Annotated in this window: 18 protein-coding genes and 1 pseudogene; 13 read left to right on the forward strand and 6 right to left on the reverse strand. The window is 70.1% G+C overall.

Features of this window, described 5'->3' with window-relative positions:
* Positions 1 to 59 precede the first annotated feature (59 nt).
* Together OG948_RS01225 and OG948_RS01230 are read left to right on the forward strand one after the other, a co-directional pair.
* Complete coding sequence (locus OG948_RS01225; RefSeq protein ID WP_406293026.1) at positions 60 to 4,019, forward strand: NACHT domain-containing protein; 3,960 nt, start codon at positions 60 to 62, stop codon at positions 4,017 to 4,019.
* A 442-nt stretch (positions 4,020 to 4,461) separates the two neighbouring features.
* Positions 4,462 to 4,767: a hypothetical protein gene (locus tag OG948_RS01230; protein WP_406293028.1), complete on the forward strand. Its 306-nt coding sequence runs from the start codon at positions 4,462 to 4,464 to the stop codon at positions 4,765 to 4,767.
* Between the two features lie 239 nt (positions 4,768 to 5,006).
* On the opposite strand, the gene OG948_RS01235 is transcribed toward OG948_RS01230, so the two are convergent.
* Positions 5,007 to 5,165, reverse strand: coding sequence for a hypothetical protein (locus tag OG948_RS01235; protein WP_406293030.1), 159 nt, complete (start codon positions 5,163 to 5,165; stop codon positions 5,007 to 5,009).
* Between the two features lie 440 nt (positions 5,166 to 5,605).
* Complete coding sequence (locus tag OG948_RS01240; RefSeq protein ID WP_406293031.1) at positions 5,606 to 6,055, reverse strand: hypothetical protein; 450 nt, start codon at positions 6,053 to 6,055, stop codon at positions 5,606 to 5,608.
* Positions 6,056 to 6,491: 436 nt separating this feature from the next.
* Here OG948_RS01240 and OG948_RS01245 point away from each other — a divergent pair, with 436 nt between their 5' ends.
* The 3 genes from OG948_RS01245 (at position 6,492) to OG948_RS01255 (ending at position 8,458) form a co-directional block, all read left to right on the forward strand.
* Positions 6,492 to 7,076 (forward strand): hypothetical protein, encoded by a 585-nt coding sequence (locus tag OG948_RS01245; protein ID WP_406293033.1) that lies wholly within the window; start codon positions 6,492 to 6,494, stop codon positions 7,074 to 7,076.
* 130 nt (positions 7,077 to 7,206) lie between these two features.
* Complete coding sequence (locus OG948_RS01250; protein WP_406293035.1) at positions 7,207 to 7,749, forward strand: hypothetical protein; 543 nt, start codon at positions 7,207 to 7,209, stop codon at positions 7,747 to 7,749.
* Positions 7,750 to 7,915: 166 nt separating this feature from the next.
* Positions 7,916 to 8,458 (forward strand): hypothetical protein, encoded by a 543-nt coding sequence (locus OG948_RS01255; protein ID WP_406293036.1) that lies wholly within the window; start codon positions 7,916 to 7,918, stop codon positions 8,456 to 8,458.
* 482 nt (positions 8,459 to 8,940) lie between these two features.
* Here OG948_RS01255 and OG948_RS01260 read toward each other — a convergent pair whose 3' ends face one another.
* Positions 8,941 to 9,270 (reverse strand): hypothetical protein, encoded by a 330-nt coding sequence (locus OG948_RS01260; protein ID WP_406293038.1) that lies wholly within the window; start codon positions 9,268 to 9,270, stop codon positions 8,941 to 8,943.
* A gap of 531 nt (positions 9,271 to 9,801) precedes the next feature.
* Between OG948_RS01260 and OG948_RS01265 the strand changes: the two genes are divergently transcribed.
* The 3 genes and pseudogenes from OG948_RS01265 to OG948_RS01275 form a co-directional block, all read left to right on the forward strand.
* The gene (locus OG948_RS01265) at positions 9,802 to 10,020 is read left to right on the forward strand and encodes a hypothetical protein (protein WP_406293040.1); all 219 of its coding nucleotides are present in this window, start codon (positions 9,802 to 9,804) and stop codon (positions 10,018 to 10,020) included.
* Positions 10,004 to 10,375, forward strand: a complete 372-nt coding sequence (locus OG948_RS01270) for a fic family toxin-antitoxin system, toxin component (RefSeq protein WP_406293042.1) — start codon at positions 10,004 to 10,006, stop codon at positions 10,373 to 10,375. Before OG948_RS01265 ends, OG948_RS01270 begins: the two co-directional genes overlap by 17 nt.
* Before the next feature lie 67 nt (positions 10,376 to 10,442).
* Positions 10,443 to 10,781: pseudogene (locus OG948_RS01275) on the forward strand (DEAD/DEAH box helicase family protein); the annotation flags it as partial.
* Positions 10,782 to 11,211: 430 nt separating this feature from the next.
* On the opposite strand, the gene OG948_RS01280 reads toward OG948_RS01275, so the two are convergent.
* Positions 11,212 to 12,483, reverse strand: a complete 1,272-nt coding sequence (locus OG948_RS01280; RefSeq protein ID WP_406293044.1) for an MFS transporter — start codon at positions 12,481 to 12,483, stop codon at positions 11,212 to 11,214.
* Positions 12,484 to 12,521: 38 nt separating this feature from the next.
* Between OG948_RS01280 and OG948_RS01285 the strand changes: the two genes are divergently transcribed.
* Positions 12,522 to 13,148: a helix-turn-helix domain-containing protein gene (locus OG948_RS01285; RefSeq protein WP_406293046.1), complete on the forward strand. Its 627-nt coding sequence runs from the start codon at positions 12,522 to 12,524 to the stop codon at positions 13,146 to 13,148.
* Between the two features lie 186 nt (positions 13,149 to 13,334).
* Here the strand turns inward: OG948_RS01285 and OG948_RS01290 are convergent, their stop codons facing one another.
* On the reverse strand, positions 13,335 to 14,945 hold the full coding sequence (locus OG948_RS01290) for an ABC-F family ATP-binding cassette domain-containing protein (RefSeq protein ID WP_406293048.1): 1,611 nt from the start codon (positions 14,943 to 14,945) through the stop codon (positions 13,335 to 13,337).
* A gap of 283 nt (positions 14,946 to 15,228) precedes the next feature.
* On the reverse strand, positions 15,229 to 15,351 hold the full coding sequence (locus OG948_RS01295) for a hypothetical protein (protein WP_406293050.1): 123 nt from the start codon (positions 15,349 to 15,351) through the stop codon (positions 15,229 to 15,231).
* 79 nt (positions 15,352 to 15,430) lie between these two features.
* Between OG948_RS01295 and OG948_RS01300 the strand changes: the two genes are divergently transcribed.
* The 4 genes from OG948_RS01300 (at position 15,431) to OG948_RS01315 (ending at position 20,126) form a co-directional block, all read left to right on the forward strand.
* On the forward strand, positions 15,431 to 16,240 hold the full coding sequence (locus OG948_RS01300) for a hypothetical protein (RefSeq protein ID WP_406293052.1): 810 nt from the start codon (positions 15,431 to 15,433) through the stop codon (positions 16,238 to 16,240).
* 587 nt (positions 16,241 to 16,827) lie between these two features.
* Positions 16,828 to 18,258, forward strand: coding sequence for an amidohydrolase family protein (locus OG948_RS01305; protein WP_406293054.1), 1,431 nt, complete (start codon positions 16,828 to 16,830; stop codon positions 18,256 to 18,258).
* Positions 18,245 to 19,162, forward strand: coding sequence for an MBL fold metallo-hydrolase (locus OG948_RS01310; protein WP_406293056.1), 918 nt, complete (start codon positions 18,245 to 18,247; stop codon positions 19,160 to 19,162). Before OG948_RS01305 ends, OG948_RS01310 begins: the two co-directional genes overlap by 14 nt.
* Before the next feature lie 10 nt (positions 19,163 to 19,172).
* Positions 19,173 to 20,126 carry a fumarylacetoacetate hydrolase family protein gene (locus OG948_RS01315; protein ID WP_406293058.1) on the forward strand — a complete coding sequence of 318 codons (954 nt, stop codon included), beginning with the start codon at positions 19,173 to 19,175 and terminating at the stop codon, positions 20,124 to 20,126.
* Positions 20,127 to 20,231: the final 105 nt, after the last annotated feature.

Raw genomic sequence — 20,231 nt, forward strand, 5'->3', positions numbered from 1 at the left:
CTGCGGGTTCCCCTTCCGGAAGGGTCCTGAAGAAGGAGGGCGAGGGGGCGAGACCTCGGGTGGGGTTGGCGCCGTCCTCGATCTGCGAGTGGTTGTCCGGCACCAGCGTGCCCAAGGACCCGGTGGCGTTCGCGTTCCTGATCGCGCGCTTGGAGGCTCGCGCGCGCCCGCGATCTCCCGGGTTCAGGTTCCGCACCGGACGGCAATGGGAGTCCCTGCGCCTGGAGGCTCGTGCGGAGCGGCGTGGCGGCGGATCACGCGGTGGGGTCACGGGTGCGTCGACCGCGACATCCCCGTCAGCGCGGTTGTCGGCGCCGTCCGACCACGAGGTCGCGGAGGCGGTGACGCGGTACGCGCGCCGGGTCGTTGAGGAGTTCGGGGGGTTGGACCTGGAGGTGCTCACGCCCTTCGGTGACGAGCATCCCGCGGTTCGATTGCCGGAGGTGTTCGTTGCTCCGACGGTGCGGGCGGACCCGCCGCCGGTGGAACTGCCGCGGGAGTTGTCGAGGAGGTTGACGGAGTCCGGGGGCCTGCTCGCCGACGAGTTCCTGCCGCCGGGATTCGACGCCGGCGCTTCCGAGCGCATGTGGACCTCCTACGCGCAGCGGCCGCAGGAGTGTGTTCTGGAAGTGTTGGTTGGTGCGGCCGGCAGGCGCGTGGTGCTGCTGGGTGATCCCGGAGCGGGCAAGTCGACGTTGGTGCGCTATCTGGCCCTGTCTCTCACCTGTGGCGAACCGGATCGTGCCCTGAGCGGGTTGGCGGGTGTGGTCCCCATGGTCGTGGAACTGCGACGTTTCGTCGACGAGCGCGCGCGATACGGGGGCTATGAGGAGTTCCTCGACCGGCAGCACCACGACTTCGGGCTCTGCGTGCCTGCCGCCGTGCGGGAGCGGTTGCTGGTCGAGGGACGTGCGGTCGTGGCCTTCGACGGCTTGGACGAGGTGTTCGACCCCAGGGCGCGGGTGGAGGCCTGCCGGCGCGTCGCCGCGTTCGCCGCCCGCTGGCCGGCCGCGCGGATCCTGGTCACGTCGCGGTCCGTCGGCTACCAGTCCGCGCTGTTGGCCGGGGCGGGCTTCGCGCACTTCAAGGTGCAGGACCTGGACGAGGAGCGGATCAAGGAGTTCACGCGGTCGTGGTACCGCAGCACCTGCCCCAACGACCCGGGGTTGGTCGCGGAACTCGTCGACCGGCTCGATTCCGCGTTGGAGGGCTCGCGACCGCTGCAGGAGATGGCGGGCAATCCGCTCCTGTTGACGATCCTGGCGATCATCGGCCGTCGTCAACCTCTTCCGCGGAACCGGCGGGGCGTCTACGAGCACGCGGTCACCGTCCTGGTCGCGCGCTGGGACCAAGCCGCCAAAATGCTCAAGGCACCGCTGCCTGCGGCGGTCGCCGAAGCGCTGGATGTGCTGGGAGCGGAAGAACGGCTCGAGTTGCTGCGCGGATTGGCACGCACCATGCAGGAGGGCCTCGGCGGCATCGTCGGCAACCACATCCACGCGTCGGACCTCGAACGCGTCTTCTGTGAATACCTGCAGCAGTACGAACTGCCACCCGTGCATGCCAAGGCTGCGGCCCGGGCCATGATCGCGCAACTACACGAACGCAACTTCATCCTTTCCCGCTATGGCGGCGACGTCTACGGATTCGTCCACCGCGCGTTCCTCGAATACCTTGCCGCCGCCGACATCGTCCACCGGTTCAAGGAGGAACGGGAATGGACCCCCGAGGAGTTGATCGAACAGGTCGTCGTCCGCAGGGTCCCGGATCCCGCGTGGCACGAAATCCTGCTGCTGTTGATCGGACAGTTGAACGCACGTGACACGACTGCCGTCGTCGACCGCCTCATGGGCCTCCACGCCCGGCGTGTCGACTCGGACGACGCGGGCCACGCCGTGCTGGCGTTGCGCGCGCTGGCCGAGGTGGGGAAATCGGGCACGGTATCCATGCGAGGCGCGGGTGTCGTCGACGCCGTGACCACGATTTTGAACACCCGTGGTTCCAAAGGGGAATGGCTGTTGTCCGAAGCGTCGTCCGCGCTGGCCTCCTTCGACCGGCGTTGGGCAGGTCGCAAGCGCTATCTGCGCTGGTACCGCCTGAGCGGTCAATTCTCCTCGAGCGAGGAACCTTCCGCGGTGGTGGCCTGGTGCCTGCGGCCGGACGACGACGAATTGGCCGCCCTCGCCCAGGGAAGTTGTTTCGGCTCCGACCGACTTCTGTTTCTCGCCGAGTGGGGGGAGCGAAGGCCCGACGACGACAAGGTGCGCGAACTCGTCCTGCGGGAGACACGTCACGGCTCCCCTGGCGGAACGCATGCGCTGGCGTTGCACATCCTTGGGGAGGTCTGGGCCGGGTGCGCGGATGTTCGTGCGTTGCTGGTCACTCGCGCCGCATACGATTCGGGTTCCGGACCCGTCGATCTCGACGATTCCGACCGTGGCGTCCGTACGGCCGCGCTGGAGTCCCTGGTCACGGGGTGGCCGCACGACGACGACGTGCGGGACTTGGTCGCGCGCGCCGCAAGCGACGACGTCCATCCGTTCGTCCGCGACGACGCGCTGAGGCTTCTCGCTCGGGGATGGTCCGACGACGAGGACGTCCGCGCGTTTCTCATCCGACGCGCTCGAGAGGACGAGGACGACGACGTCCGTGGCAGGGCGCTTCGCACGCTCGCGCTCCACGGATCCGACCACGAGGACACCCTCGCCTTTCTCGCCGGCGCCGTCGCCGACGACACCGATCCGGTCCTGTGCACGGCCGCCATCGCGGACCTCCGAGAGTCGGCGTGGGGCGGAGACGACATCCGGGACCTCTTGGTCCGGCGTGCCGCTGGATCGGCGCACGAGGAGGTGCGCCAGACCGCCCTGCAGTTGTTGGGGGCGCGATGGCCAAGGCATGCCGGCGTCCGAGAGGCACTGGTCCATGGCGCAACCGGCAACGGCTCAGCGGCAGTTCGCTCGGAGGCCCTTCGAACGTTGGCAACCCACTGGCCTCGGCAGGACGGCGTCCGAGACGTCATCGTCCGGCGTGTGGAGGAAGACGCGGAGGACACGGTCCGCCGCACCGCCGTCGACATGATCGCGGCGTGCTGTCCCGGTCACGACGACGTCCGCGACGTGTTGATCCGCGCGGCTGACGACGAGTCGTACCGATCCGCCCGGGACAGGGCCCGGGAGGCATTGGCCGAGCACTGGGCCGACCAACCGGAAGTCCGTGATCTCCTCATATCGGCCTGCGGCGATCAGTCCGACGGATACGCCCGCGCCGCGGTGCTGCGGCATCTGCTCAAGCACTGGCCCGATCACCACGATATCCACGAGTTGCTCGTGGCCTCCCTCGACCACCCCGGCCGCTACACGGGTTCGACCACACTCGACGGACTCCAGAACCACTGGCCCGACAGCGACACCTTTCGCGCCGTACTCATGCGAGCGGCCGCAGACGACTCCCGATACGCCGGCGACACCGCGGTCAAAGTGCTGGCAAGACGGTGGGCGGATCGCGACGATGTCGGAAGGCTCGTCATGGGCATCGCCTCGGATCCCCAGCACCTGCGTCGGGACTCGGCCCTGCGTGCGTTGAGCGAGTACTGGGCGCACCGCGAGGACGTCCGCGACGTGCTCGTGCGCGCGCTCGCCGACCCGGCCGGCGAATACACACGCATCGAGATCGTGAAAGCGCTGGGCCTGCGCTGGAACAATCACACCCACGTCCACAAGGCGTTCCGTCGAAGCGCCGTCGGCGACCCGAAACCCGACCTGCGGTTCTCGACGTTGCGCTGGTGGGTGCTCGCAGCCGGAGACGACGAGGGACGGGTACTGGTCTGTGACCGGGCCTTGCAAGAGCCCGACCCGGACACCCGCCGCAAGGTGCTCCACATGCTGGCACTGGGCTGGCCGTCACACCCGCGAACGGCTGTTGTCCTGCGGGACCGTGCCCGGCGCGACGAAGACGGGCACGTGAAAGCCACCGCCGAAGAACTCCTCGGCATGGTGACCACGTATTCCGGCCGATGGTGAACCCCTCGCGCCGGCGCCGCACGAGCGTAAGGCGAAGCGGAATTCGCGGTCGGGATCACCCAGGAGATCGTCAGATCACACCGGAGGGTTCGGCGCCGGGAACGGCCCCATTCCATTCCGTTTCCGCGATTTGATCAACCGGGGTACCCGATCGCGCGGAAACGGACCGACTCTCGTTGACGAGGGGCCGCTGTGGCCGTCGCCTGCGAGGGGCCAGCGCCGGGTTCCCCCGTCGGCGGGCGGCAACGGCTCCGGGACGCGCGTGCTGGAGCCGCCCCTCTCCCCGGGTTCGTCGCGTGCCGGCCGGGAAATGGGTCAACAACCAACGCACCAGACGCTTTGGTCCGGAGTCCACGAGCCGCGGGGCAGGATCCGCAAGGTCGCCCTGCGGTGCCTGAACCGCCCCCAGGGCAGGTGCCGCCGTGTCCTGGAGATCCCGATAGTGGACATCCCCGAACGACGTGCGTCCTCGACCGACGGTCCCGAGCTGACGGCGGAGACCTTGGCGATCGTCTCGACGTTGGCGGGCCTGCCCCTGCAGGAGGGGATCGCCCTGGCCCTGAAGACGGACGGGTTCACCTCGGCCGAGACGGGAGCGATCCTTGGCGTGGGCAACCAACGGGCCAGGGACCTGCGCAAGCAGGCTCGAAGACGCCTGCGCTGGCTCCGTAGCCAGGTGACTTGCGTGGCCACGAGGCCCGGTAAAGATGCGCAACAGTCTCACGGACGCGATCGCGATCGGGCGTGAAGCGAACCCGACGACCTTGACTGCGCCCGTCCGGGCGCAGCGGCAGGCCGGGGCGGCCGCGCGAGTCGAACACGCGCCCGTGTGCCACGCGAAACACGTCAAGATCTCGAACTCGGAGGCGGGACGCACCGGATCGGACTCGGCGTCGCGCTCGCCGACACCGGACAAGACACGCCACCTGCCCACCCGAACGGCTCGGCGCCCGCACCGACATCACCAAAGACGGGTTGCGCGATGACTCAGTCGGTGGTGTCCCAGGTCTTGAGGACCGCCGCGACGCTCGCCGCGGTGGAGGAGGCGCGGGTCAACTCGTCGGCGAACGCGGTGACACCGGCCTGGGTGAGCTTGACCGACACGCCGCACGCCGAGAGATAGCCGTGGGCCACCGCGACGGCCACCCGCCTGGGCAGAACGGCCCGAACGGCGCTGGGAGATGTAGGCCATCCAGGCGGGCGAACCACGACAGTGACAGGGGGACCGCCGCTGCGCAGCGGCGAGTGGACACTGCGTTCGCGTGGGCGCGGGTCCGTCGTCGAGTTCCCGTTCGCATGCGGTGATCTGTTGGTCGATCCCGCGGTCACTTGCGGCGATCCGGGCCGGCCGGTCTCAACGGCGTTGCCCGACGGTTCCTCCGTGTGCCGTTGCTCCACTCGGCGAAGGCGCTGGAGTTCGTCGGCTGGAGTTCGTCGTACGCAACGGCCATGATGTCGTGACAGAAGGAGGGGGCCAGGGTCCACAGCCGTTCTACGTTCAACCGGGACAGGTCCGACTCTGTCCGGCATGCCCAGCGGGCGGCCGCCCGCACGACGTGGGGGCCCAGCGAGGTCGTGGTCGGGGCCTACCAGGCCGGGCGGGGATCGCGGAGTTCCTCCGGGGTCTGCTCGGGCAGGTCCGCGCCCAGGTCGGTCCGCAGCAGCATTCTTGGGGCGGGCTCGAACCGCTCGTCGGGCGGTGCGGGTCGGTGGAACCGCTCCGTGCGCTCGATGGCGACCTCCACGAGCCTGCCGTCCCGGAACATCCACAACCCGAAACAGTCGTCGTCCTGGTCGCGGAGCAGCACCTGCACCGTTCCCGGATACGGCCACGGCAGCGACTCCAGATGCTCGAGCAGGCCGCGGCGGGCCCGGACCTTGTCGAACTCCAGGGCCCACCCGAAGTCGAAGCCCCACTGGCCCGAGATCGGCACGAAATGGCCACGCCAGGTACGTTCCGTGTCCTGCCGGGTCAGCGGCTCCATGACCTCGTCCGCATGACGGGCCAGGACGATGACCTCGGCGTCTCTACTCATGCAGGAGTATCACCGCATCCGCCCGACCCGCCGCAACCACATTCACCAGCCGGAGAAGACACCGAGGCGGCCCGTGACCGGCGCAGGAATCAATGGGCGGATTGAAGGCGAGCTCCCAGGGGCTCGGCGTGGTTGCGATGGGCGAGGTTGTGGGCGGCTGCGGTGCGGCGGCGAGCGTGGGGGGCGAGGAGGCAGCCGTGGTCGCGTGGGGTCGGGGCGCGTGTGCCGCACCAGCGGCCGTACAAGCGCCGTTCCGATTCCGGGGGCGAGCGTGGTGTCGAGGTCGTCGAGGAGCCTGCGGACGGCGGTGTCCTCACCGTGCCGAGTCACGGGGCGGGACACCGCTGCCCCCACCCGCCACCGATGGAACGTGATCCCCGCGTCCGCCGCCGACACCGCCTCCGGGCGGAACACGTACGCGCGCGATGATGTCGGCATGCTCCCTCCGAGACTGCTGTGGCGTGACCCGCGACCGATCCCCCGCCTGGACCCGCAGGACATCGTGATCGAGGTGGTGCGGGACCCGTCGTTCCATGAGCCGTCCGAGACCGATCCGTGTGTGTCCTTCGGGTACGTGTGCCTCACCCACGACCGCGCCTACTTCAGGGGTGGTTGCGGCGAGGGAGAGCATCTCGTCGCCTTGGAGTGCTCCGTGCACGGCTTGGAGAACATCGGAGCCCACCCGCTCGTGCACCGATTCCCCACCGGATTCACCCCCGCCCTCACTCCGGATCAATACGCCGAACTCGAGAACGACCTGTACTCCGAGGGCTACACACGCCCGGCCGGACGCCGCGACGGGATCCCGGGCCGATCCGACGAACGGATCACCGCGCGGCGGCGGGCGGATCGAGCGCGGACCCCGTCGGGTCGCGGGGCGATGGTGTGCTCGAACTCGCGTGCCGCGCGGGGTTGTCGCCCCGTGCCCGCAGCCGCCCCGAGGGCAGGCGCGGATCGGCCGCGCGGCCGGGAATCCCCCGCTGCACGAGCATCGCAGGTCTACGTGGGAGCGGGCGTATGAACCACGGTGGAGGAATCACAGTGCCCGACGCCACGAACCCCGCCCGGACGGCCGGCGAGTTGCGGGCCGCGGCGCGGGGCGTGGTCCGGGTGCTGTGGCCTTCCCCGGCTCGTTGCGGCAGCATGTCGGCATGTCGTCCACCGCACCGCCGTTCGAGTTGCGTCTTCGCTGGACCCGGAACAACACGCAGGTGATCGCGTTGGCGATCGGCGTGTCCGCGTGCATGTTCGTGCCCGGCGTTCCGCTCGGTCTGGCGATCCCGGCCTGGGGGTTCCTCGGACTGTTCGGCTTGTTCGCGACGGTTCTACCCCTGATGGGGCCGGTGGTCCTGCGCATGGACGCCGAGGGTGTCGCCCTGCCGCAGGGGCCGCGGCGCAGGCCGCGGGTGGTGGCCTGGGCGGACGTGGAGGCGGTGGTCTCGTGGCGGGTGCGTGGCGGCAGCCACTGGGTCGGCGTCGTCCCCACTGCGGAGTACCGCCGCCGGACCGGCCTGGACACCCGGCGCGGCCTCCGGTGGATGGACAACGCCATCGGCCTGCCGGTCGCCCGGACCACTACGAATTGGGACGGGCCGCCCCACGAACTCAAGGCCATGGTCGCCGCGTTGTGGCGCATCGCCCCCCAGACGCCGTGGATCGACGCCGCACACCACACCCCCACCGCGCGTGACTGAACACCGGCGTCCCCGGCACCTGCGGCTGTCCGTCCCGCCGCTGCGCTCGGATCGATCGAAGGGAACACGACCGGGCGGGCGATCTGCTCGCCCGGGGGCACGGGGTTTCACTCTGTCGGATGCCGGGAGTGGTCTTCGGCACGAGTGGCCGGTGAGGTGACGCGGGATGGTGGAGCGCTCGGAATACAGGAGGGTGCTCGACGCCGTTCGGCGCGGGATGCTCGACGGTTCAAGCCTGGACGAGGTGGTGGAGGAGTTCCGGCGCAATGGATTCCACCAGGTCGAAAGCATTCGCGCTCTCATCGAGCTCGGCCTGTGCGAGCCACACCAAGCGAAGAGGACCGTTCACTTCAGCACGGCATGGAGTTCGACACGGGCGGCGAACGAGGATCTTCACTCGAGACTGGATGCCGCACTGATCGAATCCCCGAAGGAGAACGAACAACACACCACGGTGCCCGCATCGCCCAACGCCACAGCGACCTCGGGCGGTTCACCCACACCGGACTCCCCCACCGCCGGCACGTCCGGGTCGTCGACGACGAGCGGTGTTGAGGCTCACCGGTTTTCCCCATACCTGCTCGATCTTGTTCCCCGGTTGGCCGGTCGTAGGACGACCGGGGCCGCCCGCCTCTTGAGGGTGGGAGCCTGTCCGCTCCGTCAAGGGCGCCTCCGGCGGCGCGAAGCGCTGAGCTGCGCTCACTTTTGACCGACCGGCCATGCTCCTGGCTCGGCGGGTTGTCGGGCGGCCTCTCCCGAGTGGCGACGGGTGGGGAATCGACGCGAGCAGGTCTGGTGCGAAAGGCGAGTACGGGGTGGCCAGATTCAAAGAGTCTCATCAGCGGCGGGTAAGGCCTCGACGGCACCCCGGTGGGGTGGCGCTCTCCGCTGGAGCAGAAAGCCGCGTACCTGCACCCGCTCAACCCGGTCGCGGCGCAGGAGGCCCTGGCCGGCGCCTTGAAGGAGAACGGGTTCGTGGTTCGTCCTCTGTCGGGGGTGCGGCCCGCGTCGATCAAGGCTGTCCCGGAACCACCGGGGTGCAGGACAGGCTCGAGGTGGGGCGGCCGTCGGTGTCCGGGAGACCCGATGCTTCGAGTCGCACACCCCCGGCCGGCTTCGGGAGTAGGAGAACGTGAGGCATCGTCCGCGGCGAAGACGTCGACAGGCCCGCGGGAAACGGGACCCGGGGTCTCAAAAGGGCGGGTCGTCGGCGAACCCCTTGGGGCCTCCCCACGAATCGGGGAACGTAGGGCGTTGGACGGGGTCCAACGTGTGGTTCAGGGTGTGCGCCAGTCCGGCGCCGAAGTAGGGATCGACCTGTTGCAGCCAGGGCACCTGGGCCATCAGGAGGCCGAGTTCGTCCGTGACCAGCTCGTCCAGGACGGCACGCAGGTCCTCGGGTGCCGGGTCCTCGACCAGGCACAGCCATCCCAGCGCGGCGGCGACCCTGACCTCGGGTGGGCGTGCGGGGTCGGACCAGCACGCGCGGGTGAAGCCGGTGGCGAAACGCGCAGGCTCCACGAGTCCCACATCGCCCGTTCCCAGACACCACAGTCGATATGGAACGGATCCATGGCCCGAGCCGGCGCCGCGTCCGGATCGGCGCGCGCCTCCGGCGGCAGGCACACCGTCAAAATCAGGCCTGCCATGCCGAATCTCCTCCCGGGCCCGCGTGAACCGCCAACCTACCGGGCCCGGCAACTGCGCCCACGGGGGCGGGGGATCCGAACCGTGTACCGAGAGCCGCAGCAGAATCGGAGGGAATGTGTGGGCGGGGAACCGGGTGGCGACGGCGTCGCAACCGGCTGACGGATCGCGGCCGGGTCGGACTGCAAACCGCCCGGGCACAGCGTCCGAGCGTCCGTAGGCGAGCACGTGAGTGAGGACCAAGCGGAACGAGGCGAGATCTTCGACCGGTACTTCGATGACGGCCTCGATCCCGCTGTCGCTCAACCGCAGGTCTTCCGGCGCCTCAGGGTCGAGCAGGACACGGAGGGTGTCGACGGAGGATGTTGTCCGCATCCGGAAGCTAGCATTTGCTAGCATTCTCGTATGGCGAAGACACAACTCAACGTGCGCCTGGACGAGGACATCGCGAACGCCGCCCGCCAGGCCGCCGAAACCCGGCACATGACCCTGCAGCAGTACATCGAGCACCTCGTGCGCAGCGACACCGATCCGCTGCGGGCGGCGTTCGTGGGGTCCGCGCGCGAGGTGATCGAGGAGTACGGCGATCTCATCGAGGAGCGCGCGCGTGCACCTCGCGGTTGACCTGACCTGGATCCTGGGGATCGCCCGCCTGGCGGGCGAACAGGACCCCTCCCCCGACGACTTCGGCGTGCCCCTGGCCGCGGTCGAGCGCCACAAGGCGGTGCTGTTCGATCGCGACGTGTACGACGGCGTCCACGCCCGCGCGGCCGCCCTCGCGCACACCCTGGGCCGGCTGAACTGGCTCGAGCGCTCGAACATGACGGTCGCGGTCGCCGTCGCCGTCGCCTACCTCCAGGCGTCCGGCAGGCCGGTCAAACCCGGGGCCGAAGGCATCACCCGGCTCGTCGACGAGCTGCGCCGCGAGGACTGCAGCGCCCACTCCGTGGCCGCCCTCCTGCGCACCTGGCCCACCTGACCACCCCGACGAACGGGGCTTCCGGCCCCACCGACACTCGCGAACGCCCTCGCTCCCGGAGACGAAGATGCGGAACCCCTCCCCCACGTCGACCCCCCGGCGGGCCCGCCACACCGCTCCCACGCTGCGACCCCACCAACGCGACGCCCTCGCCGCGATCGTCCGCGAACCGGAGAACCCGGACCCCACAGCAGTGGGCAGCGCCCGGTACAGCGGACGCCGCGCCACCGCGGTCATGGCCTGCGGCACCGGCAAGACCTGGGTCGCCGACGCAGCGGCGGCCACCCTCGCCGCGCACGACCGCGTCCTGGTCCTGGTACCCACCCTCGACCTCCTCGTCCAGACCGTCCGGGCGTGGCAGCGGGCCGGGCGGGTGGGCGGGACGCAGGTGGCGGTGTGTTCCCTCGGCGGCGACGCGGCGTTGGGCGGCGCCGGGGTGCGAGCGACCACCAGCGCCCCGCAACTCGCCCCGTGGGCAGCCGTCGACGGGCCGTTGACGGTGTACGCCACCTACCAAGTCGCTGGGCACGATCCTGAACGCCCACACGGGCGTATACGGGCTGCGTTTGAAACCGTGGCGGCTCGTGTGTGTCGACGAGGGACACCGCACCGGCCGCGGCTCCTGGACACCCGCGGCCTGCCCGAACTCGCCCACACACATCGGGCCAGCCCTGCGCAACTCGCGGATCAGGCAGCGGTGTTCGGTGAGCGGGACGTTCAGCGGAACGGTGATCCCGAAGCGGGCCTGATCCATGCGTGCTCCTTCACGTACTCCCGAGACGGTCGTGGTGGTCGATCAGGACTAGCGCAGCGCGGCCGTGCGCACGACGCGCCGCTCAGGCTTCGCGCGCGTCGGCGGCCGAGCGGTCGGGCGGGAGGCGGACGAACAGCGTGCCGATGCCCGCGCTCGCGAACAGGGCGGCCAGTACGCCCCATGCGCCGCCGCCCACTGTCTGGAGCAGTGCGGTGATCAGGACCGGGCCGAGGACGTGGCGTCCGACCGAGCGACCCATGCCGAACGCGGCCAGGTATTCGGCCCGGCGGTCGTCCGGCGCGACGGCGTAGGACAACGTCCAGGCGGCCGACACCGCGATCACCTCGCCGCAGGACAGCAGCACCACGCCGATCGGGAACACCACGGCGGCGGGGGCCTGTTCGGCCGACCACAGCAGTACGCACGCCGCCGCGAGCAGCGCGCCGGCCGCCACCTGGCAGCGCCGCGCGGCCCGCACCGACACCGCGAGCCGCGCGGCCGGCATCTGGCACACCACGCCGAAGACGGTGTTGACCGCGTACAGCGCACCGAGCCAGGCCGCGGACAACCCGCCGCGCGTGGTCAGCCACAGCGGGATGCCCAGGTTGAGCACCGGCAGCCAGAGTTGGAGCAGCGTGTCGATCGAGGCCAACCCCCACACCCGCCGATCGCGCAGCGCGCCCCATCCGGACACTCGCGTCGCCGCGCCCCGGGCCGGCGGCACCGGGATCGTCGCGAGCAGCCCGGCCACCAGCACGAACGCCGCGGCGTTGACGAGCACGACCGTGCGGAACGCGGCCGCGTCGTCCAGGCCGACGGCCAGGCCGCCGAGCGGGGCGCCGAGGCTGATCCCCAGGTTGGCCACCGTGCGGTAGGCGGCCAGGGTGCGCACCCGGTCGGCGCCGTCGGCGAGTTCGGCCACGAATGCCTGGGTGAGCGCGGACACGCTCTGGTCGGCCGTGGTGACCGCGGTGACCGCGACGAGGAAGCCCCACCACTCGCCGACGGCCGCGTAGCCGGCGGTGCCGGCCGCGCGGGCCAGGTGCAGGGCGACCAGGGTGTTGCGTACCCCCACGAGGTCGGCAAGCCGGCCGACCGGCACCGCCGTGCCGAGGGCGATCAGTCCGGCCAGCCCGAGACCCAGGCCCACGCCGCCGGTGGACAGGCCGACGATCCGGGTGAAGTAGACGGCGGAGAACGCGACGAACAACCCCACGCCCAGGTAGTCGACCAACCCCACCCCGAGCAACCGCCACACCCGACGCCGCCCCCGGACGTCGGCGTGGCCTCCGCCGATCTCGACCTCGGTCGCGTCCTGCCCGGCTCCCCGCCCGTAACCATTATTCTGTGTCATGGACACAGTATTTTGGACCTTGAGGACATAATCACGCCATGACCGATCCCGCCGAAGCCGTCGGCCACACCCTCGCCGCCAATCTGCGCGCCGCCCGGCAGGCCCGGGGCTGGCGGCTGGACGAACTCGCCGGACGCTCCGGGGTGAGCCGCAACATGCTCCAGCAGATCGAGACCTGCCGAACCAACCCGAGCATCGCCACCCTGGCCCGGATCTCGGCCACTCTCGGCATCCCGATCGGTCGGCTGGTCGAGCCGCCCGAGGAACTGGGCCACGTGGCCCGCCACAACGACGCGCCGACCCGGCCCGGCGGCCGGGAGAGCGTGTTCCGCCTGCTGATCAACGACACCACCGCGCCGTTCACCGAGCTGTGGGAACTGCGCCTCGCAGCCCACGACGAGGTGTCCGCCGGCGCGCACCCAACCGGTACGCGCGAACTTCTGCACGTGCACGAGGGCACGGTCACCGTCGAGGTGGGCGGCGCGACGTTCGCCGTCGGCCCCGGCGACGCGCTGCGGATGCGCGGCGATCGGCCACACGTGTACCGCAACACCCGCGCCGAGCCGGCCCGGCTGACCATGACCGTGGTCTACGCGGGTTTGTCCGACCCCCGCTACCGGGAGATCGGCGCCGCCGCGTCCCAGGGCAGCACCGTGGCCTGGTAGCCCGCGAACAGCGTCGCGCTGCGCGAGGTGCTCAGCGCGCTCGATCCGGCGAACGCACAGCGCACCTGCGCCCCGGTCCTGCCGGTCCCGGGCAGCTAACCCGCGGACGCGCCCGACGCGGCGCCCCGCCGTCCCGGCCGGGACGGCGGGGCGCCGCGTCACATGACGGCGCGCGTCAGGCCCGCACTACCGGGGATCCACCGCCGTCAGCCCCCGCTCGTCGAGGTTCAGCCACCGCGTGATGCCGAGGCCGCGCAGGAACGACACGTCGTGGCTCGCCACGATCAGCGCACCCCGGTACGACTCCAGCGCGGTCGTCAACTGCCGCACGCTCGCCATGTCGAGGTTGTTCGTCGGCTCGTCGAGCATCAGCAACTGCGGCGCGGGCTCGGCCAGCAGCAGCGCCGCCAGCGTGGCCCGGAACCGCTCGCCGCCCGACAACGAGTCCGCCCGCTGGTCGGCCCGGCGTCCCCGGAAGAGGAACCGGGCCAGCCGCGCGCGGATCTCGTTGTCGGTCGCACCCGGCGCGAAACGGCCGACGTTCTCCACCACGGTCAGGTCGTCGAACAACAGGTCCAGGCGCTGCGGCAGGCAGCGCATGGGCACCTCCCGCCGCACCTCGCCGGTGCGCGGCTCGGTCAGCCCGGCGATGGTCCGCAGCAGCGTCGTCTTGCCCGAACCGTTGCGGCCGAGCAGCGCGATGCGCTCGGGCCCGCGTACGTCGAGCTTCACGCGCGGCCCGAACCGAAGCCCGACGCCCGGCAGCGCCACGACCTGGCGGCCCTCCGGCACCTCGGTCAGCGGCAGGTCGACGCGGATCACGTCGTCGTCGCGTACCGCCCGCTCCGCCTCGGTCAGACGCTCGCGCGCGTCGGCCAGGCGCTCGCCGTGCATCGTGCGGTGCTTGCCCGCCGCGACCTGCGCCGAACGCTTGCGCTGGGCCATGACGACCTTCGGCTCGTGCTTGTTGTCCCACATCTTCTGGCCGTAGCGCTTGCGGCGGGCCAGCTTGTCGTGCGCCTCGGTCAGCTCGCGCTTTTGGCGGCGTACGTCGGACTCCGCAACCCGCACCATGCGCTCGGCGGCCTCCTGCTCCGCCTCCAGCGAGTTCCGGTACGCGGTGAACGTGCCGCCGTACCAGCGCACTTCGCCGTCCCGGAGATCGGCCACCCGGTCCACCAGCTCCAGCAGTCCGCGGTCGTGGCTGACCACGACCAGGACGCCTGGCCACGCCTCGACCGCGTCGTACAGGCGTTCGCGCGCCACGAGGTCGAGGTTGTTGGTCGGCTCGTCGAGCAGCAGCACGTCCGGGCGGCGCAGCAACCGGCCCGCGAGAGCCAGCATGACGGACTCCCCGCCGGAGAGTTCGCCCGTGGTGCGGTCCAGGTCGAGGTGCGCGAGGCCCAGGCGGTCGAGCGTCGCGATCGCGCGCTCCTCGACGTCCCAGTCGTCGCCGATCGCCGCGAAGTGCGCCTCGTCGAGCTCACCCGCCTCCACCGCGTGCAGGGCCGCCCGTTGCGCCGCGATGCCGAGCACCGAGTCCACCCGGGCGGTCGTGTCGAGCGTGAGGTCCTGTGGCAGGTAGCCGAGTTCACCGGTGACCCGCACCGAGCCGCGGGTGGGCGCGAGTTCGCCCGCCATCAGGCGCAGCAGCGTGGACTTCCCGGCGCCGTTCAGACCCACGAGGCCGGTACGGCCCGGGCCCACGGCCATCTGGAAGTCGTCGAAGAGGGTGCCGCCGTCCGGCCACGCGAAACCGAGGTCGGTGCAGACGATGGACACGGTGAACGTTGACATGGTTGATGCCTCCAGGGCGCTCGCGGACACGGCGGCGTCTGGAGACCCGCGGGCGCGCGGTGCATCGACCGGTGGAGGGGAGGGCGGCAACGCCTGGGATCAGGCGGTCCCGAGAATCGGGGAGGCGGCTCCGTGCCGAGGTCGAGATCGCGCGCCTGCGCACCACGGTTGCCCGGGTGCGGTGCGGGTCTCCTGCCTCAGACGAGCAACGGCCTTCTCCTTCGGGTCCCGCCGGATCATGTGCGGCCCGAGCGACTCGGGGCACTGCGAACCTAGGCGAGCCTCAGGCGTCCGGCAACGCATTTTCCGCTTCGTACGCCTTCACGAGCCGCTTCGGTGCGGTCAACCGCCGAGCCTCGGCGACGAGTTCGGCCGGTTCGTCGCACGAGAACGCCGGCAACGTCACCCTCGACGCCTCCGGCTCCTTCCCGGCGAAGCTGCGGGGATCGCGCTGGACCCGCGACCCCGACCCCACGGCCAGTCCGATGCGGCTGTACCGCAACGGCGAGCCGCTGTCCGAGGGAGCCACCACCGCGCAGGACACCGGCACCTGGGGCGACCCCCAACTCAGCCTGGGCGCACGCCTGGACGCCGGCAAGCCCACCGAGCTGCTCGCCGGAACCCTGGAGGAGGTGCGGATCTGGCGCACCGTCCGCACCCGGGAGCAGATCTCCGACAACCTGTTCACCCGCCTGCACGGGGGCAAGCAGGACCTGCTCGGCTACTGGCCCTTCGACCGGGACTCCACCACACCCGGCACCACCACGGTGCGCGACGAGGGCCTGCGCGGCAACAACCTGGGCTTCTCCGCCACGCGGCCGCGCATCCTGCTCTCCACCGCGCCGGTGTCCACCGACACCGCCCAGGTGCGCTCGGCCCTCGCCGACGTCCGCATCCCCTTCCACGACACCATCGCCGGCGCACCCGGCGCCACCGAGTACGCGGACCTCCAGTTCGACGCCAAGGGCGAAGCCCTCGGCGTCCTCAAACGCTGCTACGGCGTCGTCCGGGGCGGCCGCCGGCACCTGGTCACCGGCTACAAGGTGGGCGACCTGACCACCGAGTGGGTCGGCCAGGCCCAGTTCGGCCCGCAGCTCATGGGCTACGTCGAGGGCGCCCCGCCGGTGCCCTCGGAGAACCTCACCGACAAGGGGGACGGCTACGCCGGCGCCTCCGCGGTGGAGTTCACCAAGGCCGACCAGGTGGTGCAGAGCCTGTCCTCCAGCAAGACCCGCAGCGTGAACGCCGCATTCAACTTCGCCCTGGGCATCGAGACCGACGGGAGCGAAGGATGAACGGGCACGGCTCCGGCTGCGGCAACGCGCGGCCGGAGCCGGTCCTGTTCGTGGCGCGGACGGCCGGCGGAAGGAAGAACGGGCGCCCGTGGACGAGTCACCCGGTGTCGCCGCGCCGGATCCGGCCTGCGACTGTCTCGATCCACAGTCTGACCGGCACCCCCGAAGAAGCCCACGCCGATGCCCCGGCACTCGGTCCTGCAGGACCACACCGACCAACCACGCCACCGTCCACGGCAGTTGTTCGCCGAGCGTGGCCACAAATTCGACGAGTACCGCCGCCTGCTGTGGAAACACGGGATCAAGCCGGTCACCACCGGCGCTGCGTCCCGCACGGATCAGGGTTCGGCATCGTTCACCGGATGGTCGAGAGCGTACGAATGCCTGGGTCCGGGGCTTTCGGCGCCGGCACATCCGCGGCGGATGGCCTCCACGCACACACACCGAGGGTTGCCGCTCGCCGGAAGGCGACGCAGAGCCGTATCCACTGCTCGCTGTCGGTCGGTCGATCGCAACTTCTTTGACTGATGATCGCGCGCGGCCGCTGTGGTCGGGTTGAGGTCGAGCGAGACAAGAAGGAGGCTGCGATGACACAGCGTTGGACCGTGATCCGGAATGGCCGGATCGTCACCATGGACGACAGTCTCGGTACTCTCGAGGGGGCCGACATCCTCATCGAGGATGGCGTGATCACGGCAATCGGCTTTGGCCTCGACGCGGGCGACGCAGAGGTGATCGACGCGACGGGCAGGATTGTTGCCCCCGGTTTCATCGACACCCACCGTCACACGTGGCAGAGCCAGATACGCGGCATCTGTGCGGACTGGACCCTGGGTGACTATGTCTCCGGTGTTCGATTCATCGTTTCTCCGGCCTACACACCCGATGATGTCTACCTGGGGAACTATGCGGGTGCGCTCGAGGCTCTGGACGCGGGCGTCACGACACTGCTCGACTTCTCGCACTGCAACAACACGCCCGACCACAGCGACGCCGCCCTCCGCGGACTCCGCGACGCGGGCATCAGGGGCGTGTTCGGCTACGGGTTCTTCGATTCCAGCCCGCAGACGCCTCGGCACTTCACCTCTCACCAAGAGCGTATCGCCGACTTCCATCGGATCGCCGACACCGTCGGCGACAACGACCTGATCCGCGTCGGCGCCGCACTCGCCGAAATGGCATCGTTGGCGACGACGCGTGCGGAAATCGAAGCCGCTCGTTCACGAAATGCTCTGATCGTGACGCACACCGGGTGTATCTGGGCCTTCCCCACCGGCGTGGCCGAACTCGAGGAAAGCGGCCTCATCGACGGGAATCAGGTGCACGTTCACTGCAACACGCTGTCCGACGACGATTGGGCCGCACTCGCGCGCCACGGTGCGAAGATCTCCATCTCGCCGGAGACGGAACTCAACATGGGGATGGGGCTACCCGCGTTCGAGCAGGCGAAGCGGCACGGGATGAAGCCGACGTTGTCGGCGGATGTCGTCTCCTTCAACTCCGGTGACCTGTTCCATCAGTTGCGCCTGGGCATCGCCGTCGCGCGCTGGTCCGGCACGAAGGCTCTCAACGCTGCCGGCATCGACCCGGTTCGGCTCACCGTCACCGCTCACGAGGCGCTGACCTGGGTCACGGTGAACGCGGCGGAAGCCATGGGCCTGAGCGAGTCGGTCGGCAGTATCACCGTCGGAAAGCGCGCCGACCTCATCCTCGTGGGGGGTTCCGGGCGCTCGCAACATCCCGCGTCGCACCCCGAATCGACCCTCGTGTTCCAGACGTCGCCCGGCGACGTCGAGACCGTGATGGTCGATGGAAACGTGGTGAAACGGGACGGCCGCCTGGTCGGGATCGATCGCGCATCGCTCGACGAGCGGCTGGAGCGTTCCGCCGAGGAGATCCTCGTCCGCATCTCCCGAGGTGGACGCCGGCTGCCGGGAACGCCACCTGGCGGGTTGTTCCAAGCGGTTCTCGCCGGTTCCATCGAGAGCAACAAGGAGTCTGCACATGTCGCTCGGTGAGCTTCACGAGGTCGCGCACGAAGTGTGGGCATGGATCCAGCCGGACGGCACCTGGTGGCTCAACAACGCCGGACTCGTTGCGACGCCGAACGGCGACGTCCTGATCGACACGTGTGCCAACGAAGAACGAACCAGCGCGTTGCTCGAGGCCGTCTCCCGGGTCAGGCCGAATTCGCGGCTGCGGTGGGCGGTGAACACCCACGCGCACGGGGATCACACCTTCGGCAACAGCTTGCTGCCTCGCGATGTCGCCTTGATAGGTCACGAGAACATGCGACGCGACCTCGAGCGGGACATCCTCCTCGACAACTGTCCCCCGTTCTGGACGCCCACGCCGGACTGGGGGAACGTCACGAAGCGACTGCCCAATCTCATCGTGCACGAGCGCCTGGACATCGTCGGCGACGATTCCAGGGTCGAGGTGCGCTCGCCCGGGTATCCGGCGCACACCACGGGCGATCTGGTGACCTGGGTACCCCACCGCTCGGTCCTTTTCGCCGGGGACCTGATCTTCGCCGGCCTGACCCCGCTCCTGCTCATGGGGTCCGTCGCCGGTGCCCGGCGTTCCCTGGAGTGGATCGAGGGATTCGGCGCCGAGGTCATCGTCCCGGGTCATGGGCCGGTGCTCACGGGTGACGAGATCGCGGTGCACCTCGACGCCCATCGCCGGTACTACGACTTCGTCGAAGCATCCGGCCGCGCGGCGTTGAACGCCGGCGCCACGCCCCTCGAGGCAGCCGAATCGCTCGACCTCGGCGAGTTCGCGAATTGGCCGGATGCCGAGCGCATCGTCCTCAACCTGCACCGATGGTGCGCGGATGCCGAGGATCGCGAGGCCGACTACGGCCAAGCATTCGGCGATGCCATCGCCTACAACGACGGCCCGATGCACACGTCGATCTAGAGGAGACGAAATGAGGTTCGTCACGATCGAGCACGAGAGCGTCGAACGGGTGGGGATTCTCGACGGCGAGACCATTCGGGTACTGGAAGCGGGCGTCTCGCTTCTGGGCCTCCTGGGAGGCGACGGTTCCCGGCTGGGCGATGCCGGCGAGCGTGCGTTGCGGAGCCCGGACCTGGTGGTCCCGATCGCCGATGCGCACCTGCGGGCCCCGGTGCCCCGGCCCCCCAGCGTGCGCGACTACATGACGTTCGAGCAGCACTTCGAGGGCGTTGCCCGCACGGCGGGACCGAAGGCCGCGGTGCCCCCCTTCTGGTACACCGCGCCCTCGTTCTACTTCGCCAACCCGAACTCGATCCACGGCCCGTACGACGACGTGGCCGTCCCACCCGGATGCACGGCGTTCGACTTGGAACTCGAGGTCGCCGTCGTACTCGGTTCAGGAGGCCGTGATCTCACGCCCGCCGAAGCAGAGCGGCGTATCGCCGGATTCATGCTCATGAACGACTGGTCCGCCCGCGACCTGCAGGCCGCCGAGTTCGCGCTGCCGCTGGGCCCGGGCAAGGGCAAGGACAGCGCGATCAGCCTCGGCCCGTGGTTCGTCACACCCGACGAACTCGCGCCGATGCGCCGTGGCGACTCCTACGACATCGCGCTCACCGCCCGAATCAACGATGAGGTCATCGGGGCGGACACGGTGAGCAGCATGTCCTTCAGCTTCGGCCAGATGATTGCGTACGCGTCCCGCGGTACGGATGTCCGTGCCGGCGATGTCTTCGCATCGGGCACGTGCGGCGGCGGTTGCCTCGCCGAACTGTGGGGGAGGCACGGACCGGACATCAGGCGTCCGCTCTCCCCCGGGGACGTGGTCTCGATCGAGGCACAGGGGTTGGGGCGCCAGACCTCGCGTGTCGTCGTCGGTGCCCCCGGCATCGACTTCGAGGCCTTCGCCGCCGGCCGCCGATAAGGGGCTCGTCGGCCGCCGCCGGCAGCTCGGTGCCGTACCGGGAGCCAGGAGATCGGGCCCCTTGACGGCGCTGCGGGGCAACCGTGCAGGGCCACCAAGGTTCTG

The organism is Embleya sp. NBC_00888, assembly GCF_045207655.1.
Classification (GTDB): Bacteria; Actinomycetota; Actinomycetes; order Streptomycetales; family Streptomycetaceae; genus Embleya.

Excerpts from the sequence above, each read along its gene's own strand:
- OG948_RS01265 (WP_406293040.1), top strand. The coding sequence starts at position 9,802 with ATGGCGAAGACACAACTCAACGTGCGCCTGGACGAGGACATCGCGAAC.
- OG948_RS01310 (WP_406293056.1), top strand. The coding sequence starts at position 18,245 with ATGTCGCTCGGTGAGCTTCACGAGGTCGCGCACGAAGTGTGGGCATGG.
- OG948_RS01255 (WP_406293036.1), top strand. The coding sequence starts at position 7,916 with ATGGTGGAGCGCTCGGAATACAGGAGGGTGCTCGACGCCGTTCGGCGC.
- OG948_RS01305 (WP_406293054.1), top strand. The coding sequence starts at position 16,828 with ATGACACAGCGTTGGACCGTGATCCGGAATGGCCGGATCGTCACCATG.
- OG948_RS01300 (WP_406293052.1), top strand. The coding sequence starts at position 15,431 with ATGCGGCTGTACCGCAACGGCGAGCCGCTGTCCGAGGGAGCCACCACC.
- OG948_RS01290 (WP_406293048.1), bottom strand. The coding sequence starts at position 14,945 with ATGTCAACGTTCACCGTGTCCATCGTCTGCACCGACCTCGGTTTCGCG.
- OG948_RS01240 (WP_406293031.1), bottom strand. The coding sequence starts at position 6,055 with ATGAGTAGAGACGCCGAGGTCATCGTCCTGGCCCGTCATGCGGACGAG.
- OG948_RS01245 (WP_406293033.1), top strand. The coding sequence starts at position 6,492 with ATGCTCCCTCCGAGACTGCTGTGGCGTGACCCGCGACCGATCCCCCGC.
- OG948_RS01315 (WP_406293058.1), top strand. The coding sequence starts at position 19,173 with ATGAGGTTCGTCACGATCGAGCACGAGAGCGTCGAACGGGTGGGGATT.
- OG948_RS01250 (WP_406293035.1), top strand. The coding sequence starts at position 7,207 with ATGTCGTCCACCGCACCGCCGTTCGAGTTGCGTCTTCGCTGGACCCGG.
- OG948_RS01280 (WP_406293044.1), bottom strand. The coding sequence starts at position 12,483 with ATGACACAGAATAATGGTTACGGGCGGGGAGCCGGGCAGGACGCGACC.
- OG948_RS01285 (WP_406293046.1), top strand. The coding sequence starts at position 12,522 with ATGACCGATCCCGCCGAAGCCGTCGGCCACACCCTCGCCGCCAATCTG.